Source organism: Sediminitomix flava, from assembly GCF_003149185.1.
Taxonomy (GTDB): domain Bacteria; phylum Bacteroidota; class Bacteroidia; order Cytophagales; family Flammeovirgaceae; genus Sediminitomix; species Sediminitomix flava.
Genome location: NZ_QGDO01000002.1, coordinates 422,160 through 444,027 on the forward strand (window position 1 = coordinate 422,160; position 21,868 = coordinate 444,027).

At 34.0% G+C, this 21,868-nt stretch carries 17 protein-coding genes and 1 tRNA gene; 10 read left to right on the top strand and 8 right to left on the bottom strand.

Annotation, left to right across the window (positions count from 1 at the left end; all coding sequences use genetic code 11):
• Window positions 1-54: 54 nt before the first annotated feature.
• Window positions 55-903, bottom strand: a complete 849-nt coding sequence (locus BC781_RS08930; RefSeq protein ID WP_109616895.1) for a helix-turn-helix domain-containing protein — start codon at window positions 901-903, stop codon at window positions 55-57.
• Between the two features lie 147 nt (window positions 904-1,050).
• On the opposite strand from BC781_RS08930, the gene BC781_RS08935 reads away from it, so the two are divergent.
• The 7 genes from BC781_RS08935 (at window position 1,051) to BC781_RS08965 (ending at window position 9,099) form a co-directional block, all read left to right on the top strand.
• The gene (locus BC781_RS08935) at window positions 1,051-2,718 is read left to right on the top strand and encodes a carbamoyltransferase C-terminal domain-containing protein (protein ID WP_109616896.1); all 1,668 of its coding nucleotides are present in this window, start codon (window positions 1,051-1,053) and stop codon (window positions 2,716-2,718) included.
• A 638-nt stretch (window positions 2,719-3,356) separates the two neighbouring features.
• Window positions 3,357-3,959, top strand: a complete 603-nt coding sequence (locus tag BC781_RS08940) for an HAD family hydrolase (RefSeq protein WP_109616897.1) — start codon at window positions 3,357-3,359, stop codon at window positions 3,957-3,959.
• A gap of 336 nt (window positions 3,960-4,295) precedes the next feature.
• Complete coding sequence (locus tag BC781_RS08945) at window positions 4,296-4,922, top strand: class I SAM-dependent methyltransferase (RefSeq protein ID WP_109616898.1); 627 nt, start codon at window positions 4,296-4,298, stop codon at window positions 4,920-4,922.
• Between the two features lie 103 nt (window positions 4,923-5,025).
• Window positions 5,026-5,109: transfer RNA gene (locus tag BC781_RS08950), tRNA-Leu, on the top strand.
• A 177-nt stretch (window positions 5,110-5,286) separates the two neighbouring features.
• Complete coding sequence (locus BC781_RS08955) at window positions 5,287-6,012, top strand: hypothetical protein (protein ID WP_109616899.1); 726 nt, start codon at window positions 5,287-5,289, stop codon at window positions 6,010-6,012.
• Window positions 6,013-6,102: 90 nt separating this feature from the next.
• The gene (locus BC781_RS08960) at window positions 6,103-7,884 is read left to right on the top strand and encodes a MutS-related protein (RefSeq protein WP_109616900.1); all 1,782 of its coding nucleotides are present in this window, start codon (window positions 6,103-6,105) and stop codon (window positions 7,882-7,884) included.
• A gap of 96 nt (window positions 7,885-7,980) precedes the next feature.
• Window positions 7,981-9,099 carry a DnaJ domain-containing protein gene (locus BC781_RS08965; protein ID WP_158281429.1) on the top strand — a complete coding sequence of 373 codons (1,119 nt, stop codon included), beginning with the start codon at window positions 7,981-7,983 and terminating at the stop codon, window positions 9,097-9,099.
• Window positions 9,100-9,498: 399 nt separating this feature from the next.
• Here BC781_RS08965 and nadB read toward each other — a convergent pair whose 3' ends face one another.
• The 5 genes from nadB to BC781_RS08990 all read right to left on the bottom strand — a co-directional run bounded on the left by nadB (window position 9,499) and on the right by BC781_RS08990 (window position 15,104).
• Window positions 9,499-11,091, bottom strand: a complete 1,593-nt coding sequence (nadB, locus tag BC781_RS08970; protein ID WP_109616902.1) for an L-aspartate oxidase — start codon at window positions 11,089-11,091, stop codon at window positions 9,499-9,501.
• Window positions 11,092-11,180: 89 nt separating this feature from the next.
• Complete coding sequence (gene nadA, locus BC781_RS08975; RefSeq protein WP_109616903.1) at window positions 11,181-12,170, bottom strand: quinolinate synthase NadA; 990 nt, start codon at window positions 12,168-12,170, stop codon at window positions 11,181-11,183.
• 277 nt (window positions 12,171-12,447) lie between these two features.
• Complete coding sequence (locus BC781_RS08980; protein WP_109616904.1) at window positions 12,448-13,284, bottom strand: HAEPLYID family protein; 837 nt, start codon at window positions 13,282-13,284, stop codon at window positions 12,448-12,450.
• Between the two features lie 67 nt (window positions 13,285-13,351).
• Window positions 13,352-13,627 carry a hypothetical protein gene (locus tag BC781_RS08985; RefSeq protein ID WP_146201654.1) on the bottom strand — a complete coding sequence of 92 codons (276 nt, stop codon included), beginning with the start codon at window positions 13,625-13,627 and terminating at the stop codon, window positions 13,352-13,354.
• A 229-nt stretch (window positions 13,628-13,856) separates the two neighbouring features.
• Window positions 13,857-15,104: a hypothetical protein gene (locus tag BC781_RS08990; RefSeq protein ID WP_109616906.1), complete on the bottom strand. Its 1,248-nt coding sequence runs from the start codon at window positions 15,102-15,104 to the stop codon at window positions 13,857-13,859.
• A gap of 236 nt (window positions 15,105-15,340) precedes the next feature.
• Between BC781_RS08990 and BC781_RS25825 the strand changes: the two genes are divergently transcribed.
• From BC781_RS25825 to asnS, 3 genes are all read left to right on the top strand, one after another.
• The gene (locus BC781_RS25825) at window positions 15,341-16,555 is read left to right on the top strand and encodes a J domain-containing protein (RefSeq protein ID WP_109616907.1); all 1,215 of its coding nucleotides are present in this window, start codon (window positions 15,341-15,343) and stop codon (window positions 16,553-16,555) included.
• Between the two features lie 92 nt (window positions 16,556-16,647).
• Entirely contained in the window at window positions 16,648-17,334 is a 687-nt protein-coding gene (locus tag BC781_RS09000) for a PdaC/SigV domain-containing protein (protein WP_109616908.1), read from the top strand.
• Between the two features lie 205 nt (window positions 17,335-17,539).
• Window positions 17,540-18,970, top strand: coding sequence for an asparagine--tRNA ligase (gene asnS, locus BC781_RS09005; RefSeq protein ID WP_109616909.1), 1,431 nt, complete (start codon window positions 17,540-17,542; stop codon window positions 18,968-18,970).
• A 66-nt stretch (window positions 18,971-19,036) separates the two neighbouring features.
• On the opposite strand, the gene BC781_RS09010 is transcribed toward asnS, so the two are convergent.
• The gene (locus tag BC781_RS09010) at window positions 19,037-19,648 is read right to left on the bottom strand and encodes a hypothetical protein (protein WP_146201655.1); all 612 of its coding nucleotides are present in this window, start codon (window positions 19,646-19,648) and stop codon (window positions 19,037-19,039) included.
• Window positions 19,649-19,656: 8 nt separating this feature from the next.
• A complete protein-coding gene (locus BC781_RS09015; protein WP_109616911.1) occupies window positions 19,657-21,867 on the bottom strand; it encodes a caspase family protein in 2,211 nt (736 codons plus the stop codon).
• Window position 21,868 lies beyond the last annotated feature (1 nt).

Sequence of the window (21,868 nt, forward strand, 5' to 3'; positions counted from 1 at the left end):
GTTGTTCGATCTTGATCTCAAAGCTTTGGGTAATCAGCTCAAAAAGTGGTCAATTTAGCTCAACTGTTTTTCTCGATACTCTGAAGGTGATTTCCCATATTTAGCAGCAAAGGATTTTGAGAAATGTCCGATATCACTAAATCCACAATCATAACAGATATCTGTCACTCTCGATTGAGATATGAGAAGCAACTCCGCTGCCTTCTCCAACCTTCTACTTTTTATATAATGTGCAGGACTATCATCAAATACCTCTTTAAACTTCCTTTTAAATGAAGAGACACTCATACTGGTTAATACGGCCAAATCATCAATAGATAGATCTTCAAACAGGTTGGTCTGAATAATGTCTTTAAACTGATATTCTTCTGGATTAAATAAATCTTGTAAAATAGAACGAATCCTATCCGAGTTATCTGTATTTACTAAAAGAAGTATCAACTCTTTTACCTTAAGAATAATCAGTTCTTCATTGATCAAAGACGGATTCTCAAAATAGAAAAGAAGACTATCTACAAAAGTTTTAATCATTTGATCAATCTGTACTTTTTCAACATTTTTAGACGTTTGAGGCTTTTTTTGAACTAGAAAATCTGGAATTTTATCTTGATATACATGCTTTAAAACCTCTGGATAAAAATGAATAGCCACCGCCTCTGATGGGCTATCATTTTCATTTTTAGACCAAGAATTTAAGTAGCTTCCACATTTCATCACTACTCCTTCATTTGTCTGAAGACTATCTTTTTTTGTTGGTCCATACAAAGTAGAATTCCCATTCACTACATATAAAAAACAGGCTTCATCATGCATTGAGCCGTTCGCTTTCAAAGGAGGGTTGAAAACCATTCTTTCCAAGACCGTTTTCTGAAGTAGATCGAAATGTTGATGTTTTAAAATCATGTATTCCCAAAAATAAAGTGCAAAACTGTGTATTGAACCTGCTATTCTCTAACGAATGTTGATTCGGAGAATGTATTTCATTTCTCTCAAAAACTTTTAGCTATTTTTGTGCCTTTATAGCATTTACAGACTTACAAATATTTGACGATGGCAAGACCAACCTTAGCGATTTATGGAATAAAGGACAGAAACGATTATGGTAGAGCAAGTTTTACACATGATCATAACCTCTGTCTTATGGAGAATGGAAAGGTCTTGGAATATCTTCAGTTAGAAAGATATAGCAGGTTCAAATATGACAACCGATTAGACCTTTTCTTAGAAGAATTAATCGATCGAAAGGTATTGGACTTACCCTCTCAATTTGATTTTGTAAGTGTAAATTCATTTGCTGGAAATGCCTTTATCTCTAAAAGTGGACGTATCCGTTTTGAAGCCAACAGAACGAAAGAACTTGCCACTGATTTGGAAGAAGCTTTTGGCTGGTTCGAAACAAAGAAATGGAAAGGATGGGAAATCCCTTCATGGAATTGCTCGCAAGAGTTAGCTCATTTGGGTTCTTGTTTACCTTTTTATGGTGAATTTAAAGAAAATAGCCTCCTCATTCATTTTGATGGTGGAGCTAGTTTAAGCAACTTTTCTGCTTTTCAATTCAAAAATGGAAAGTTCAAACTATTGGAAGCGCATTGGAAACTTGGTTTTCTTTCTCGCTTTTTCAACGACAACCCATTGGTTTTTGCTCTGATGGAAACACAAAGAGGTGACCATTGTAGTATTCCGGGAAAGCTAATGGGCTACGCAGCTTTAGGACAGTATGATGAAAAAATAGCGCAATGGCTCCATCAGCATGATTACTTCAAAGACTATTGGAATAAACCCAAAGAATTACTCCGAAGTATAAATCAACATTTTGGTTTATCATTGGCTAATTTTGATATGAAAGAAGCCTTTTTCCAAAATATTGCTGCTACTTTTCAAGGTATTTTTGAAGAGGTTTTACTAGAAAATATTTATAGACTACAAAAGGATACCAACACCGATTATTTATATTATTCGGGAGGTTCTGCTCTTAATATTGTAGCCAATTCAAGATTAGTATCAGAACAACAATTCCAAGATGTATTTATTCCACCGTGTTGCAATGACAGTGGATTAAGTTTGGGAGCTGCTTCGCTTTTAGAGTTCAAAAAGCATGGAAAAGTCGAGAATCATTCTCCATATCTTAATTCTTTAGGGCTGAAAAAAGAAAAAGAGCTTTCATACAACGAAAATACGATTCAAGAACTTGCTCAAATTATCATGCAAGAAGGTATTGTAGGGATTTGTAATGGTCATGGAGAAATTGGTCCAAGAGCCCTAGGCAATAGAAGTATCATAGCATTACCTAATAGTACTGAGATAGCTAAAAAAGTAAGTGAAGAATGTAAAGGTAGAGAATGGTACAGACCTATCGCTCCTATTATGTTAGCATCCGTAGCTCAAAAAGTCACAGATCAAGATGTTCATGAATTGTCAAAATACATGCTTCTTGATTTTCCGATTAAGGAAGAATTTAGAGCAGATTTAGCAGGTGTTACACATACCAACAATACTGCTAGAATTCAAGCTATAAACCATAAAGATGAGAACCCTTTTATGTTTGATCTTTTAAGCTTCCTATATAAAAATCATGGTGTAAAAGCACTTATCAATACTTCTTTCAATGCTGGTGGTGAACCTATTGTACATACAGGTAAGGAAGCCATTAAGTCAGCTAAAAACATGAAGCTTGATGCTGTAATTGTGAATGGAGAATTAATAAGATTAAAAGACTAAAAATATAAAAAACGCTACTTGGCATCAAGTAGCGTTTTAGATCAGTTAAAAAAATTGGTCACTTATATCACATATAAAATACTACTTCAATTTGGTCATTAAGTAGCTCAATTAACACCTATGTTATACAATACAATTTTAGAGAAAATTGCTCTCTAACGATTACTGAAAAGTGCCTTTAACTTGGTCACAATAATTATTTAGATAGATTAGATTACAATATTTTTGGTTTTAGCCTTAGCTTGAAATATTGAAGCTGTGCTTAAAAAGCGCACTAAAAAATCACGAACGAAAAAATGCTTTCCTTAGCCAATAGTCTATAAAATACAGCTTCTCTGATTTACTTCACTTCTTATCTTATGATTACACTGCAAAAGTATAAGCTATTTATTACAAAGAAGTAGCTCAAAATTTACAATAACATGAATCTGAGGACACCAAATATGAACAAAAACAAACATCTGTAAACTCTAAGCAGAGTCATAGTTAATAGTTGACTGAAAATCAGTAAACCATATTTTAACTTTACTTACATCTCTGAGCTGTTGATCAAAATTCTTGTTTTTCTTAATTGAAGGGGATAATATGTTACCTGTTTCAAAAATCAATTATTGAAAACCAGCTTACCCCTATATTTTATGGAAATCAAGAATATAATATTCGATTTTGGAGGTGTAGTAATGGATTGGGATCCGAGATACCTGTACAAAGACATCTTCAATGACACCGATGAAATGGAATATTTTCTGACTGAAGTTTGTACACTAGAATGGAATGCGACACTTGATGAAGGCAAGTCTTTCAGTGATGGTGTAGCTGAGTTGCTCCCGAAATTCCCTCAGTATAAAAAAGAAATAAAACTGTATCATACAAATTGGATTAAGATGATTGCCGGAGAAATAAAAAAGAATACAAGCCTTATTCCTCTAGTTAAAGAGAATTACAGGCTCTTTGGGCTTACTAACTGGTCAGCAGAGACATTTCCATTGGTTTTTCACGATTACCCATTTTTTAAAGAATTAGAAGGTATTGTTGTTTCTGGCGAAGAGAAAGTTATAAAACCTAACCCTAAAATTTATCAGATTCTACTCTCCAGGTATAATATAAATGCTGAAGAATCACTTTTTATCGATGATAATAAAGATAACATTGAAGCTGCTCAAAAATTAGGTTTTCAAACAATTCACTTAGCTGAAAAGGTAGATTTAAAACATGAATTTGAAAAGCGTAATCTCATTTAAAGAATAATAGAAAAGGTAAAACACCACACTATCATCCAGTTTTAAACATTAAAAATCATATACTTCTCTGCATATTTGATTGTATTTCTATATATGAGATAGACAAAGTACAAAAAATATAAGCCTTTTATTGTCCATCGTTCTTTTACACTTGTCAAAGTTATAAATGTCAATGCCAAAGGATATTTCTTCCTTCTGTAAATCGGCCCATACATTTACTCTTTCATAACTCGTGATCTTGAATAACTCTATAAAGTATTATTTGCATTTAAAATCACTGAAAGAGAAACAAACGCAACATTTATAGATTTATACACTCATTACAACCGAAAAGCTATGATTGGTATCGATAAAAAACAGTATTGGGATAACGTTTATCAAGAGAAACAAACTCATGAAGTGAGCTGGTATCAAAAAACACCTTCAACTTCATTAGATATCATCAATAAACTAGACTTGCCCAAAACAGCCAAAATAATTGATATTGGAGGAGGTGAAAGCTATTTAGTTGACCATTTACTTGAACAAGGTTTTACAGATATAACTGTTTTAGACATTTCTGAAACAGCTATTCTGCGTACACAAAAAAGATTAGGGGCTAAAGCTCAGAATGTAAAATGGATTATTGCCGACATTGCTGAATTTGAGCCTACAGAAAAGTATGATCTTTGGCACGATAGGGCTACTTTTCATTTCTTGTTAGAAGAAGATGAAATCAATCACTACTTAAATTCTATTCGAAAAGGACTAACTGAAGACGGAAATTTAGTGATAGGTACATTCACTGAAGAAGGGCCTAGAATGTGTAGTGGTGTCATCGTAAAACAGTACACAGAAGAATCTTTGACCAATCTCGTCCACGATTCCTTCCAAAAATTGGAATGTAAAATAGTTAATCACAAAACACCATTCTATACAATTCAGAACTTTGTCTTTTGTAGTTTTCGAATGAAAGCAAGTTAATTGAAAAAAATAGCCAAATAAGTTTTTTTCTTTACATCTGAATTATTTATCTTTGCAACCTCATGTTACGAAAGTTTGAAAAAACAATCTGCATGAGCCATATGCCTGGGTGGCGGAACTGGTAGACGCGCTGGATTCAAAATCCAGTGGTAGCAATACCGTGCGGGTTCGATTCCCGCCCCAGGTACACTAAAAAGTCATTATTCATTTACTTGAATAATGACTTTTTTTATTGGTCACGGTTTATTTCTTTCCTAATCACATTTCTTTACAATTTCTTTCACTTCTCATTCCAACTTTTGCAGACCTAGTAAGTGTCATTACTACGACACATTCATTTTTATAAAACTAAACACTTTCACAGATGCAAAAGACTTGGTTACTACCTTTCGCACTACTATTTATTTTTACCTCTTGTCTAGAAGATTTATCAAGTACGCTTCCTGATAAAATAGGAACTGTAGAAGCTAACCTATCAGATCCAGCTTGGCAAACAGGAGTTGTTGGAGTTTCTGATGAAGAAATGCAAGATTTAGGGATTTACATTGCTCAAAATAGAATGCTACAAAGCAGCAATATTGCAGGTAAAGTCCATATGGGTACGCTATTTAACTTTGACTCTATTCCTGATTCAGAAGATTTGGAAAGAAAACCATACCTATTTGTTGCTCGTAAGATTTCTACTTTAGATGATGGAACTGCACTTAATCCTAACGCAGAATATAAAGCCTCTATCAGAGGTGAATTTTGTCATGGCTACATTGGTGAAACACCTTTATACGGACAAGTCTATTTTAAATGGGATGCCCTAACAATTGAACCAGAAACTACAACTGATTCAGAAGGCGTTCATAAATTCAAAGATTTAGAGATTGACAGCAAAAATTTCTCTAACCTTCCAGTCAATACAAACTTCAAAGAAAACTACAACTTATCTTGGAGCTGGGTAGAAGGAACTTATACATTTAATAAATTCATTACAGATGAAGAGGGAAATGCATGGGTTATCATAGGAATTCAGTTGCTTGAAAGTAATGAATACTATCACCTATTTGAGAAAATTTATATTGATGTATACAAAAATGAATAAGTTCTAGTCGAGAATAACGCAGAGCTTTCATATTCACTATCCTTCATGCCTTAAAAGTTGTATTTTTACTTAATTAAAAATCAATAAGGCATGAAGGATCTTTTTTTAGAGAAAATCAGTTTACATCAATCAAAATTACAGACACTAAAAAATAAGTCGAAAACAATCGCTTTAGTAAGAGGAATTGTAGCAGTCTTAGGTGTCTTAAGTATTGTTTATTTTGCCAACCAACGTGAAACGATTTTTTTACTAATTAGCATTGCCCTTAGTTTGGGCTTTTTCATCCCACTTGTCATTCTTCATAAAAGAATAAAGTTTCAAGAATCTATCCATGAAATTTCAATAAATATCTTTCAGAAGGAATTTGATAAACTAGAGGGGAAGTTTAATCAACTGGATGGTGGAAATGAATTTTTAGAAAGAGATCATCCGTACTCCTCAGATTTAGACCTTTTCGGAGAGCATTCTTCTCTATTCCAACTCATTAATCACACCGTCACTCAAAAAGGAAGAGCTTTACTCGGGCATTGGATGAAAAACAGATTAGATAAATCTGACATCATCATTAAGCAAGAAATAGTTGAAGAGCTAAGTTCTTTGGTTGATTGGAGAACACAATTTGAAGCACTTTCAGAGCATTTCCATCAAAAACACAAAGGAAATGAGTCCAATATCATAGACTATTTAAAAGTTAATCATACCGTACCAAGCTCAATTCGGGCTATTGCATGGCTCTGTGGTGCACTTTCTTTGGCTGCTATTGCATTTTGGTTATTAGATTATACGCCTATTACCTTATTGTTTTTACCTATTCTAATCAATGGTGTACTCATCTATAAATACCATGAGGTTATTACCCAAACGACTAATGCTCTGGCTAAAAACTCATCACTCTTGGCAACCTACAATGCGCAATTTGAACTGATCGTCAATCAAGAATTTAAACATTCAAAATTAATTGCTTCAAAAAATCTTCTAGTTGAAGGAAATGCCTTACCTGCTATTCAAAGTCTCAATAAAATTGCTTACCGTTTTGAAAGCCGAACCAACAACTTTTACTGGATTCTGAATATTTTATTTCTGATTGATGTTCATAACCTTTATAGTGCTTCAACTTGGGTCAAAAATTATCAATTCAAAATATCAGAATGGATTGATGTTATTGCCAACTTTGAGGCTAACAACAGTATCGCCGCTTTTTCATTTGCAAATCCTAAATTCCATTTTCCTAAAATTAGTGATCAAGCCTACATTTTTGAGTCTGAAGAATTAGGCCATCCTTTAATTATAGCAGAAAAGCGCGTTCACAATAATTTCAACTTCAACAAAGAAGGACAATTGGCACTCATTACAGGCTCAAATATGTCTGGAAAAAGTACCTTTTTGAGAACTTGTGGCATCAATATGGTTTTAGCATTTATGGGCGCACCTGTTTGTGCTAAAAGTATGATTATTTCTCCTTCTCGCATTTTTACAAGTATGCGAACCGAAGATAATTTGGAAGAAAGTGTTTCAGCTTTTTATGCAGAATTAAGAAGAATTCAGATGCTCTTAGAATCTGTTGAAAACAATAAAGAACCATTAATTTTTATGCTTGATGAATTGTTGAAGGGAACAAACTCTGAAGATAGGCATGCTGGAGCTGAAGCCTTAATCAAGCAATTAAAAAATACGGGAGTAAGCGGATTTATCTCAACTCACGATCTTGGTTTAGGAAGATTAGAAGATGATACATTTATCCAAAATTACTCCTTTACGAGTTCTTTAAAAGGAAATGAACTTGTCTTTGACTACAAGATAAAAGATGGCATGTGCGAAAACTTTAATGCCCTCACACTAATGAAACAGATTGGTATTCGCATATCTAACTGATTAGGCTAGGCAAAAAGAATTTTATACTTTAGGTTTATCTGAATTGAATTATTCTATTTTTTGTGAATTAGTTATATTCTTCAAACTGATATTATTTTGGAAAACTATTACGATATACTAGGCATTGAACAATCGGCAAGTCAAAAGGATATTCGTAAAGCTTATCTCAAGCTTGCTAAACAATTTCATCCCGATACAAATGAGACTAGTACTTCGGATACAGAGGAAGAGTTTATCAAGATAAAGGATGCTTACGAAACACTATCAGACGAAGATAAACGGTATTGGTATGATCAGAACCTAAAAAATGGTTTTACATCGTCTTACTCCTCTTCTAATACAGAATATAAACAATACAATTACAATCAATATCAGAATAATTCAAGCAATACGAGCCAGCAACAAAGCCAGAACTCACAAGAGAATTATACTTATTCCTCAAATCTGTACTATCCTACATTCAAAGACGTAGGAATTGCACTTTCTATCATTGCAGTTATTGCCGTATTAGTAATATTCTTTCTGACTGTAATGAACCGATTTTCGGCTCAAACTTATTTCAATGATGGAATAGAAGCTTACCAGCAACATAACTATCAAAAGGCTATGTACAACCTCCAAGAATCGTTGAATTTTGATGAAGAAAATGAGGAGACCTACTATTATATAGGAAAGATGCTAATCGAAGAGTTTGATCAATACGAAAGAGGGTTAGACTTCATGGAAAATGCAATTAGCTTTTCAAAACAACCCAAATCTGAATACTTTCAACTCCGAGCCGATGCGTATTATGCTTTAGGAACTTATGTCAGTTGTGCTTACGAACTAAAATTTGTGCTAGAACTTGAGCCTGAAAATATTGAAGTCCATGAAAAATTGGCGAATCTCTATCTCAATAAAACAAATGACTATCAAGGAGCTATTGAGGAATACAGCTTTTTGACATTTTTAGTTAAAGATAAATTTGAATACATCCTAAATTTGGGAATTGCTCAACTAAGGTTTAGGCAATACAGAGATGCTTGGAAATCTTTCGAAAAGGCAAGAGAACTAAGGTATGATCACCCCGAACTGGATTTTTATATTGGGGATTATTATTGGCTAGCTAAAAACGATTTATCTAACGCTTGCCTGTTTTGGGAGTTAGCTTCTTTTGGAAATTATAAAAAAGCCGAATACCGTTTAAAGCAACACTGTAACACAGTAAAAAACTAAAATTAATTTTCAAAAAAGGATTTTCGTCATTCATTTTTATGAAAGAATGATAGAGAAAGTCATATTTTAGTTTTGAAAACTTTGGGAATCGGCAAAAGTGTTTTAGTTTTGCATATAACACATGACAAATACAAAATTGTATATATAGATATTTTAAAGTTTTTTCATTTTCATATTTACTTTCGACTAAGGGCTTCATTATTAATGAAGCCTTTTTTATTTATAGCTTAAAGTAAATATTGTCTCTTTTCATATTTATTCGTTTTGTAAACTTATCAAAAAATAATCCAATTTTTAAAAATTCATCTGAAAAAACGTACACTTGGCTGTTAAATAAAAAAAGAAGGGATATGTAAGCTAAAACATACACACCCCTTCTTTTCAATCATCAGAATTTATTTAACTAAAAACTTTAGATGATTCACAATCCAACGAATAGTGCAATCCTATATTTTCTTTTCGCTCTTGTGCAGCACTCACAATAAGGTAAGCGACATTAATCAAATTACGTAATTCTAGAATTGGAGCAGACACTTCTGTTATCTTGAAAAGGCTTTCCGTTTCTTGATAAATCAGCCCTAATCGAGTGTAAGCTCTTTTCAATCTTTCGTTAGAACGCACAATTCCGACATAGTTACTCATGATTGATCGAACCTCGGTACGGCTTTGAGATATCAAAACCATCTCTTCAGCTTGTCTTGTACCCTCTTTATCCCAAATAGGAATATTTTCTTCAAAATCAGCTGTCTTTTCTAGTTCAACGGCTGTTTTGAATGCTTCATTTGCATAGACTACTGCTTCCAAAAGAGAATTAGATGCCAATCTATTTGCACCATGCAAGCCTGTGTGTGTACACTCTCCTGCCGCCAATAGATTATTAATTGTTGTTTGCGCTTTTTTATCGACTATAATTCCACCACAAAGATAATGTGCTGCAGGACAAACAGGGATGTAGTCTTTTCTGATATCAATACCCAAGGTCATGCATTTCGCATAGATTGAAGGGAAATGATTTAGAATTTCTTTTTCATCTATGTGTGTAGCGTCCAAGTAGACATGATCAAAACCTCCTTTTTTCATTTCGGCATCAATCGCTCTTGCTACAATATCTCTCGGAGCTAAAGAACCTCTTTCATCGTATTTTTCCATGAAAGAAACTCCTCGCTTATTTCTTAGAATAGCTCCAGCACCTCTCAATGCTTCAGTAATCAAAAATGCAGGTTCTTCGCCAGGATTGTAAAGTGCAGTTGGGTGGAATTGAACAAACTCCATTCCTTTCACTTCTCCTTTTGCACGATAAACCATCGCAATACCATCCCCAGTTGCTACAGATGGATTGGTTGTTGTCGAATAAACTTGTCCTAAACCTCCAGATGCAATCAAAGTAACTTTGGCTAGTACAGTTTCAACTTCTTGAGTTGATTTGTTTAGAATGTAAGCACCGTAACAAGTTGTGTCTTCTCTTCTTCGAGTTACTTTTTCTCCTAAATGGTGCTGCGTAAGAATTTCAACAGCAAAATAATCGGGCTGAACTTCAATGTTAGGACGAGATTTCAATTCTTCTAGCAATGCTCTTTGAATCTCACGTCCTGTCATATCCTTATGATGAAGAATACGGTAATCAGAATGACCTCCTTCTTTAGCTAGGTCATAACGACCATTTCGATCTTTATCAAAGTCAGTTCCCCAGTCTATTAGTTCTTGGATTCTTTTCGGTCCTTTTTCCACGACCATACGAACCACAGACTCATCACATAGATGAGCACCAGCTACCAAAGTATCTTGGATGTGCTTTTCGTACGAATCTGCTGGATCAATAACCGCTGCTATCCCGCCTTGTGCATATTGAGTATTGCTTTCTGAAGGCTCATCTTTGGTTACTACCAATATCTGAATATCTTTTTGTTGTTCAGTGTAGTAATCAGATAGTTTTAGCGCATAACTTAAACCAGCTACGCCAGAACCTATGACCAAAAAGTCAACTTTTTTCATAATTTGATGCCTTAAAAGGAATAATTGGGGGAAAGGAAAAAAATAAGGCTGAATAAACTGAAAGACGTTCATTCAGCCTTGAAATATCTTTAAGATAACTCGAACATACGTTCAATAGAGCTCTTAGCTTTAATTCTGATATCTTCAGGTACATCTACCGAAGGATATTCATATTTCAAACAAGAATATACTTTTTCCAAAGTGTTCATTTTCATGAAATGACACTCACTACAAGCACAAGTGTTATTTTCATCTGTTGGCGCAGGAATCAATTCTTTATGAGGAACTGATTGAGCCATTTTATGAAGAATACCAGCTTCAGTAGCCACAATGTAAGATTCACCTTCATCTTCCTGTACATACTTCAATAAAGCAGCTGTAGAACCGACAAAAGATGCAGCTCTAAGCAATGTCATATCAGATTCTGGGTGTGCAATGATTTGCGATTCTGGATGACGAGCTTTCAACTCCATGATACGGTCAAAAGCAAATGCTTCATGAACTACACAAGCACCATCCCAAAGCAACATTTCACGACCTGTCTCCTTCATGATGTATGCTCCAAGATTTTTATCTGGTGCAAAGATGATTTTTTCATCTTTTGGAAGACTCTCAACAATTTTCAAAGCATTTGTTGACGTCACAGTGATATCTGTATATGCTTTTACTTCTGCTGAAGAGTTGATGTAAGTGATCACCGTATGATCTGGGTGAGCTTCTACAAACTCTTTAAACTTATCTGCAGGAGCAGACTCTGCCAATGAACATCCTGCATTAAGATCTGGTAGAATAACAGTTTTTTCAGGGTTGATGATTTTAGCTGTTTCAGCCATAAAGTGTACCCCCGCAAACATAATAATGTCTGCATCTGTTTCAGCCGCTTTTTGAGCCAAAGCCAAGCTATCTCCTACAAAATCAGCCAAATCCTGAATTTCAGGTCTTTGATAGTAGTGCGCCAAAAGGACTGCATTTTTTTCCTCCTTTAGCTTTTTGATTTCTGCAACCAAATCCAAGCCTTCCACTGGAGCTTCTGCATAGCCTAATTCTTGCACTTTATTTTTTACTTCTTGAGTCAGCATGATAATTAATCCAAGATTACCAGGAATTATCTCCTAGATAATTCACTGTTCAGTATGATTAAGAATACAAATTTAAGGGGTAATTGTTTAAAGGGAAAAAAAATACTGAATGGATTTAAAAATGAATGTCAATTATCGGTTACTTTTTCATGATGATTCTTAAAAATATGGTGTTTAGTTTAGCTTTTTTATTAATGAAGCATTCGGTTAAAAAAACAACAGCCTTCAAGATAAAATACTTGTAGGCTGTTGTCGTCTTTGATCAATTTCTAATCAATTAATGGCTTGGTTCGTAAATCAACCTTAGAAAAGAACTAAATCGCTCATGTTCTTTACTCACAGGAATTCCTGTTACAATACCTATCATTAGTTGCTCTGAAATTTCTACACGCATTTGAGGACGAATTACCATATCAAAATTATCTCTTTCCAATACCTTATTCACCTCTACACCTATAAAATTACGTGTATTTGGTATCATATAATGGAAGTTACTATTGATTTCATACTGGCTGTGCCATTCATTTCCGCCCCATGCTTTATGGAATACAGGACCAGTATAAAGTAGTGTATGAAAATTATTATCCCAATTCTTAGCAGCAATCAAAAATGGATTGAATACTTGACCTTGTAGTATATCTCTGCCATTCATTCTATTTAAGTCAACAAAAGCAAACTCATGAATGTAACCAAATGCCATAGAAGTGAGGTGCTTTTCAGAAACTAGAAATGTCCATTGTGTTGCCAATTTCAAAGACTCAATTCGATTGGATGGAGTTGTTTCAGCATTCCCGTTAGAAGAATAAAATGTAAACGGAACTTCAACTTCCAAACCTAAACGATCAATCGGTGCCCATTCATATTCTACTAATGCTTCGTAAGCATCATAATCTCTATGATCTGTTAAACCAAAACCAACATTCCACTCTTTTTCGCCTTTTCTAGCTCCTAAATCTCGAATCAAATCGATATAAAGTGGTTCTGCGTGAAGAATTTTAGCTGGTAAATCTCTTCTCTCCAAGTGTAGAGAATCCTCTGCTGTAATATTAGTTTGGGCAAAAGCATAGCCAGACAACATCATTGCGAACAATGTTGTATAAAAAAACTTAGTCATGTGATTTGAAAAATTTATTAATCAGTAAAAAAACAGAAGCATTAAATAAATGCTTGAATTCGGATGATTAACAAATGACCTGAGGAGGCTTGTAAGGAGGTGTTTGCGCTAAAGATTTAAATATCTGATTCTTCTGAAAACCATATTTCTTATTTTCAATTACAGTTTCAAAAGTGAGAATCTCAATTAGTGTCAGTTTAGAAAAAACAGCTATTTTTTTGAGAAGCTGATTTGATTGTTGCTGGTCTTGTTCTGACGATTCAGGAATAGCATTGTCTTTTTCCATCAAATATTCTAGTACCCACTCCACTACCGTATCATAAGTATTAATATGATTATTCACAGCAGAATGGTATGTTCCATCTATACTAATATTTAGATATAGCAGAACAAGACTCCAAAGAAGAGCTGATTTGAATGAAAATTTGGTTTTAATATGTGTTATTATTTCCTGCAATCGAAAACTTTAATAAATACGATGTTATTTAATGATTGCGAAAATAATCAAAAAGAGAAAGAGTGATTAAAATTTATTTTTAAGAAATGTGAATATAAAATAATTTAAACACTACTTATTCGAAATAAATCACATCTATATCACTCCATTGTATGTATTGTTGACCTTTTTCCAGTTTACGATCTTTATAGAGCAACAAACCTTGATTACTAATACTCACATCGGGCGATTGACCTAACATCAACTTTCTTCCAGATTTAAGCTCGACCACAGTAAACTTGAAGTTATTAGGCTCAATTTTAGAGATTTTCTGAATAGGAATTTGGTACAGCATTTTTTCATCTACTCCTCTCAACACTTCAATACTTTCAGTTTTGTTGAGGTCATAAACTGTATATCCACTGAATTTAGTCCCATTTTTAGTCAGTACAGTCGCAAAGATTCCTCTTTCACTTTTATACCTTTCAAAATGACCTCCCAAATCATCCAAACCATTCTCCATTTGGATACTCTTAATTTCAGAGAAAGGAATTTCCAAAATACCCCAATTGTAGTTTTTAACTTCTAGAGAAACGCTGTTTAGATCAATAGTTTTTCGGCTTCTCTTATTTTGACTTCCATCAATCAAAACCATACCAGTATGATCAACCTCTATTGCTTGTACATCTTCGTCTAACCAATACAAATTTTCAGAGCTTGTCAAAAACTCTAGATTACCTTCAAACACACCATGTTTCGTAAAAACAGTACCATGATAATTCAATTTATCTGAAGGATAAATCTTCTTCGGAGGACGTTCAAAATCGATAGATTCAACATTCTGAAAACTCATTACCTGATCACCCCATTTTGTAGAAAGAATCAACTGCTGAGAAGCATCTAATTTCACAAAATGATTATTCCCATTTTTAAGGAATATTGAACACAAATCTTCATGTACTTCAATTCTTTTGATATGTCCCCATTGGATAATAAAAGGAATACTTGCCTCTGGAGAATCACTAGAAATCATTGCACTCCATAAAGAACTTAAAAACTCAAACTTTTGAGGTTCAGTTTCAGTATTCCACTCTCGAGAAACACCAAGTGTTGTAGCTTTATTTTGTTCGCGGTAATAGGAAAGTTTTGAGGCGATGCCAAGACGGTCGACAAAGAAATTAGGAGCATCTTTATCAGCAACAAGCATATCATCCCACTGATCAGCGCCTAAAAGCTCAATAAAGCCTTCAATTTTTTCACCATCAGAGGTTCTTATTTGTCCATAAATAAAGGATTCGCCTCTATATTCAGCATATAAAGTCAAATTCAATAGACAAAAAAAGCCCAGTAAAAAGTATCTAGCTTGTCTTAGTAAAGTATTCATATATTCTCTCCCAACTTGTAATAATACTATTGCCTCACTTTAAAGTTAAGTTATTTTTCTAGATCAGACAATTGTCAAATTAAAGTAGGGAAACTAAGCGTGACTTTGTGCTGTTCGAAAGAGGTAAACTAACTAACTTTTACTCATAAATAACGCTCTTCCATAAGTCATTCTGATTTAGTAGATTAAATATATTTTAAAAGGCTAATGACAGGGAAAAGCCATCTAGACTACATATGATTGATCTATATTCAATTCTTCATATATCTGAAAATGCTAGCCCACAAGAAATCAAGAAAGCTTTCAAAAAATTAGCATTACAATATCATCCAGATAAACACCCAGAAAATAAAGCTGCCGAAGAAATCTTTAAAGTGATTAATGAGGCTTATAGTGTTTTATCTGATCCTCAGAAAAAAATGTATTATGATGCTCAAAGACAGTATCAGTCTTATTTGAGTTCTCAAAATCAGTCGACACATACATCTCCATATTTTCATCAGAGTTATAGCCAATCTCCTTCATATTCACATGAGACTAATTACGAGGCAGGAAGTTCAACTTATGAGCAAAGACTTAAACAAGAGCGACAAACGACTCGCATAATTTTTCTCTCTATTTTATCTTTTATACTTATTTCTGTCTTTTTTTCAATGGGAATGGAATACCATCGAATGCGAAAAATTGAGAAAATGAGTGCTCAGAAGGATATTATCTTTAAAGAAATCAATAGTTATGTAAGTCACAGAAACTTCTCGAGTGCACTGCATGATGTAGACAGCATCATTACTTCCGTTCCAGAGTTTTCAGATGCCATACTTCTAAAAACACAAATCTTAGATTCTTTAGCCAATTATACAGACTCTTTATTCAAGGTTAATGAATACGGGCAGGTTGTGGAATCCATTTCAATAATTGAGGACTACGACCCAAATATGGATTATAAGTGGTTAATAAAACGCTCAAAATGTCAGCAACTGCAAGGAGATTACATTCAAGCCTTAAATACTTTATATATTCTGATAAATAAGAAACCACAGAACTTAGATGCTCACAATGAAATTGCCTCAATTATGTTTTATCAGTTCAATCAAAAAGATATTGGATTAAGGTATATGGATCGGGCAACGGAGTTAATTGTGGAAGATTATGAAAAAAAATATGGCAAAGCCTATGCGATCTTAGTCCCTCCTCAAAAAACTCCAGAACTTCATTATCAGATTTTTCTGAAAAAAGCAGAAATGTATTTTGAACTAGAAAGATACAAAGCATCTTTGGAAGCATTGGATTGGGCACTTTATTTGCGACCTGAAGCGGTAGACCCTATAATTTTAAAGGGAAAAAACTTAGCGAACTTGGGAGAAGCTAAAAAAGCCTGTAATTTATGGAAAGAAGCCAGAAATAAAGGCTCATTAGAAAGCATTCATCTGATTGAACTTCATTGTAGATAATTCTTTAAGTATACAGTGGTATTAATCATGAATGCTCGTCACCTCATTTTCCTATTTTATAATTAAGGACGTACTCAACTTATTTTTGAGCGATGCATTTTCTGATATCTATCATTACATACCTATTACCTTTATTTTATTCAACAACATATACAACAAGCGAAGAAGCGCCGACTTATATACATCAAAAATTCAAAAAACATAGTGCCAACGAACTTTACGATTTACATATAGAATATCCGTATTTTTTGATTGATAACGAGAATAAAAGCCACAAGCTCAATCTTAGTATTCAATCTATCATGACTTCAGCTTTAAAAGATTTTCAACATCAGCATAAAAAACGTTCAAAAAAAGTAAACCAAAACGGTTTTAGTTATTTCAACCTTTCTTATGAAGTCGTTTACTTGTCAGAATCTATTCTGAGTCTAAAATTCATAAATACATTATTCTATCATGGAGAAGCAAGCGAGAAAGAAAAAGTATCGACACTTAACTTTGACTTGAAGAACAATAAAATCTTAAAAATCAAGAGCATTTTTGATATTGAAACGGATAACCTACGTAGTTCAATTCTGAGTCTAATCATGGAAAAATCGAGCTGTTACTGTAACCGATATTCAGTGTACAAACAATTCTGTATCGCAAAAGAGGGAATCTATTTTTATGGCGATGATTATTCTTGTCCTGAAAACTGCTCTACGGTGACCACTTTTTTGTCATGGAGTGATTTAGAAGATTTTTCATTAAACCCCTTATTTGCTCAACACCTTCTCTAATTTTAACTCTGAATCTTTAGAAAGTATTAAACTTTAACAACATAGCCTTAATTTTCTGACAAGACTGTTATAGCTAAAATTATTTTTTTCTAAATTTGAATGATCGACCCTCAATAGAGGGTTTTATTGTTTAAATCGTCTGTAAAGTCATGACTTTTTCTAAAGTTGTCGGCTTTATTTTGTAAACCTTAAACTTTTTGCAAAAGTGAGAAGAACGAAAATCAAAGAGCTAATTGCTCAAGGAGAAATCGGTAGCAAAGTTAATGTAAAAGGATGGGTAAGAACCTTCCGTAATAATCAGTTTATCGCCATTAATGATGGCTCAACTATCAATAATATCCAAGCCGTTGTTGATTTTCAGAATACAGACGAGAATTTGTTGAAAAGAATCACAACAGGAGCAGCTATTTCTGTTGATGGAGAAATACATGAATCAATGGGTAAAGGTCAGCGTATCGAGATCAAAGCTGAAAGCATTGAGATCTTAGGAGATGCTGATCCTGAAGAATACCCATTGCAACCAAAGAAACACTCTTTGGAATTCTTGAGAGAAAAAGCACACTTGCGTCCACGTACAAACACAATTTCTGCGGTTATGCGTGTTCGTCATCACTTGGCATACGGTATCCACAAATTCTTTAACGACAAAGGATTTGCTTATATGCACACGCCAGTGATCACTGCTTCAGATGCTGAAGGTGCTGGTGAAACTTTCCGAGTAACTACAATGGATTTGGATAATCCTGCTCGTACAGAAGAAGGGAAGCTAGATTTCTCAAAGGATTTCTTTGCGAAAGAAACAAACCTTACTGTATCGGGACAATTGGAAGCTGAAGTTGGGGCAATGTCTCTTGGTGAAGTTTATACTTTTGGTCCTACTTTCCGTGCAGAAAACTCAAACACAACTCGTCACCTTGCTGAGTTCTGGATGATTGAGCCAGAAATGGCATTCTACAATCTAAAGGACAATATGGACTTGGTTGAGGAAATGTTGAAGTATTTGATCAACTATGCAATGGAACACTGTGCTGATGACCTTGCATTCTTAGATCAAAGATATGCACAAGAGCAGAAATCAAAGCCTCAAGCAGAACGTTCGGAATTAGGTTTGCTTGATCGTTTGAAGTTTGTTGTTGAAAATGAATTTGAGCGTTTGACATACTCTGAGGCTATCGACGTATTGTTGAACTCAAAAATGCACAAGAAGAAGAAATTCAAATACACCGTTGAATGGGGTATTGACCTTCAGTCTGAGCATGAGCGTTACTTGGTTGAAAAAGAATATAAAAAGCCAGTTATCCTTACTGATTATCCTAAAGACATTAAAGCTTTCTATATGAAGCAAAATGAGGATGGAAAAACTGTAGGAGCAATGGACGTTCTTTTCCCAGGTATTGGTGAAATTGTAGGTGGTTCTGAAAGAGAAACTGACTATGACAAACTAGTTCAGAGAATGGTTGAAATGGATGTTCCTCAAGAAGACCTATGGTGGTACTTGGAGCTTCGTAAGTTTGGTACAGCTCCTCACTCAGGGTTCGGTCTTGGTTTTGAGCGTCTGATCTTATTCGTTACAGGAATGGGTAACATTCGTGACGTAATTCCTTTCCCAAGATTCCCACAGTCAGCAGAATTCTAGGATTAAATAATTCATCAGTTAATAAAAAAAGCCTTAGATATTGAATAATCTAAGGCTTTTTTTATTTCAATTTTTTTCTCGTTCTAGAAGTATTCTTTTAGCTATTGAATCAATCTTAGAACCAAATAGCTTTTTCATGTAACTATCTCCTGTGAAATAAAAATGAATGTAAACAGCGCTACTCCATAGTGCTCCAACTAACACTCCTATCACGCCCCCAAATATTAAAGAAGAAAAACCACCTACATTTTTATAAGACAAAAACATAGATAATAATAGTGAAATCAAAACCACCATTTTAGTAGTTCTGACTCTTTGACTTTCTTTTAAAGGTCTAATTATTGCCAACAAAGACATTCTTTCTAAAGGACTTGATGGATATAAGTATCGCCAACGTTTTGTAGTATGATTAATAACAGCCAAATAATATTTCCCAAATTGAAGAAAAGTTAATTCGTGGTTAGTTCTTATAAAATTGGAAAGATCTTGTCTTATACTTATAGGGACTTCATTCCCTTGATTATCAACTAACCAAAGCGTTGAATTATTTACATACTTATACTCTAAATCAGATAGTCGATTATTATTTCTAACAGATTTTATTTTTAAATCAGTAGCTTTCCCAGAAATAGTATTTACTTGAAAGCTGTTTCCAAATAATGAAATTGTGTCTTTCATTTCACTTTTTATTTGAAAGTCCAAGATTCCCATTCACCCTCTATTTCAGGACTAATATTAGTCTGAGGAACCTGCTTTTTGTTGTTAATCATAAATGACTTCACACCTACAGTCTCCGTCAAGTAATCCGACAGTTCTTTATAAGAAATCTCACCTTTTGTCTCTTGAAATTTATCCATCAAGAAATAAGTGAAAAGTCCATGTCTTTTTTCTTTATATGGCAAACTTGACTGATCACCGCTACTTGCTGTAAATACAATCAAATTCTTTGTTATATCCTGTTCCTTTGGCGTTACTTTAAATCCTCTTGAGGCTAAAAGTCCTGTCTCACGAGCACCTCCACTAAAACATGCATCAATGAACGCCGTTGCTCTCTTTGTATTGTGAACAGTCAATTGTTCATATAAATAATCAAGTTTTATAGCCGAAAACTCTAAATCTGTTGCAGAACCATCTACTGGAATTAAATATGGTTCTTTCGTTTTTTCATCAGGGAAACCATGACCTGCATAATAGAAAAAGATTTCAGCTTTTCCCTCCAACATTTCCGACACTCCAACCAATTTCTTGACAGCTTTCATCATTTCGATGTAACGAGCATCTTTTAAGAAGATCATGTTTTCTTGAGGAACACCCAAATGAGCTAATGCAAAATCATAAAAGCTTTGAGCATCATTATGAGCAAATGGCACATCTGACTCAGCCTCTAATCCTGTTTGATAAGCATGATAGTTTTCATTCCCGATCACCAGTGCAAAACGGTATGGATTTGTTGGCATTGTAGAATCATACTCAAATGTAAATGCAGGCCCTACATTCACTACTTCTAATTGATTCTTACTTGTAGCAACTTCTTCAGTTAGTGAAATTTCTTCAACTGTTGCAATCACCGTTTCCTCTACCAAAACAGGTTTTACGTAATTAATTTTAGGACTTGCTAGCTCTGTTTCTCCAACTGCATTAGTTGCTATAACCTGATATAAATTCTCACCTTCGCTCAATAATAGACTCTTTTTCCCTGTAAAAACAAAAGAGTTTTCTTCTTCAGAAATATCGTTTTTAATATCATTCCAGCTCTCTTTATAAAGAATTTTTCCATTTTTCTTGATGAAGATTTTATCGATCCACATTTCTGATGCCACTTCATACTCTAAGGAGAACATCTCAGTCGCTGTAGTTGAGTCTTTTTGGGTAAATGAAACTGAAGGAGCTTTGATTAAGCGATTTTTTAATCTTTCTGCAATCTCTATACTTTGCTGATCTAGATTCATATCTAAAACATCCCAAACATTTACTTTAGGAGAGAATAGTACAGCACTAGCAAATTGATTGGCATTTGGAGCAAAATCAACGGCTAAAATATAATCTTTCTGTTTTTCGGATTTGAAAACAATACACCCTGTTTCGATTTCCATTAAAACTAAATAGCCATCATGTGAGCCACTTAACAGATAACGACTGTCTTTGCTGATTGCAAAAGTTTGTACCCAGTTTTTATGAATACGGTAAGCATTTACCAAATCATGATCATGTGAGCTATAAACATTAATCAGTTTATCGTCACCTCCACTGAGAATATGTTGTCCATTAGGACTAAAAGCAACTTTTCTAATCCAACCATTGTGAGCCTTAAACTTAGCTTTAAGGAAGTTTCTTTCAATATCCCATTTATATAATATTCCTTTTGAGTCTCCCGCAATAATGGAAGAACCCACAGGATGAAATGCTACAGAGTTTACTTGTCCAATTGCATCTGTAAAGGAAGTCAATGGAGTAGTTTCTCCCAATTTCCAAACTTTTACAGACTTGTCTTTAGAAGCACTTACAATGAATTCACTTTTAGGATCTATATCAATTGATGTCACATCATGTTTATGACTTTTTAAAACATACTCAATTGTTGAGTTTTCTAAATTATATACCGTAATACGAGCATCTTTCCCTGCAGAAACTAAGTATTTCCCATCAGGGGAAAATTTCACTGATAGCGGTGTACCTTTCAACTTATATTCAAAAAGTTTCTCACCTAACTTAGTGTCTGTTACAACGATTTTATTATCAAAAATTGCTGAAGCAAGCATTTTTCCATCAGGACTATAAGCTAAACTTGTAGCCATTTCACCTTTCACAGAAATAAATTGCTTCAGATTCACTTCTTGAGCACTCAATTTTAATGCTCCGAAGACTAGTGCAAAAAATAATATACTTATTTGTTTCATA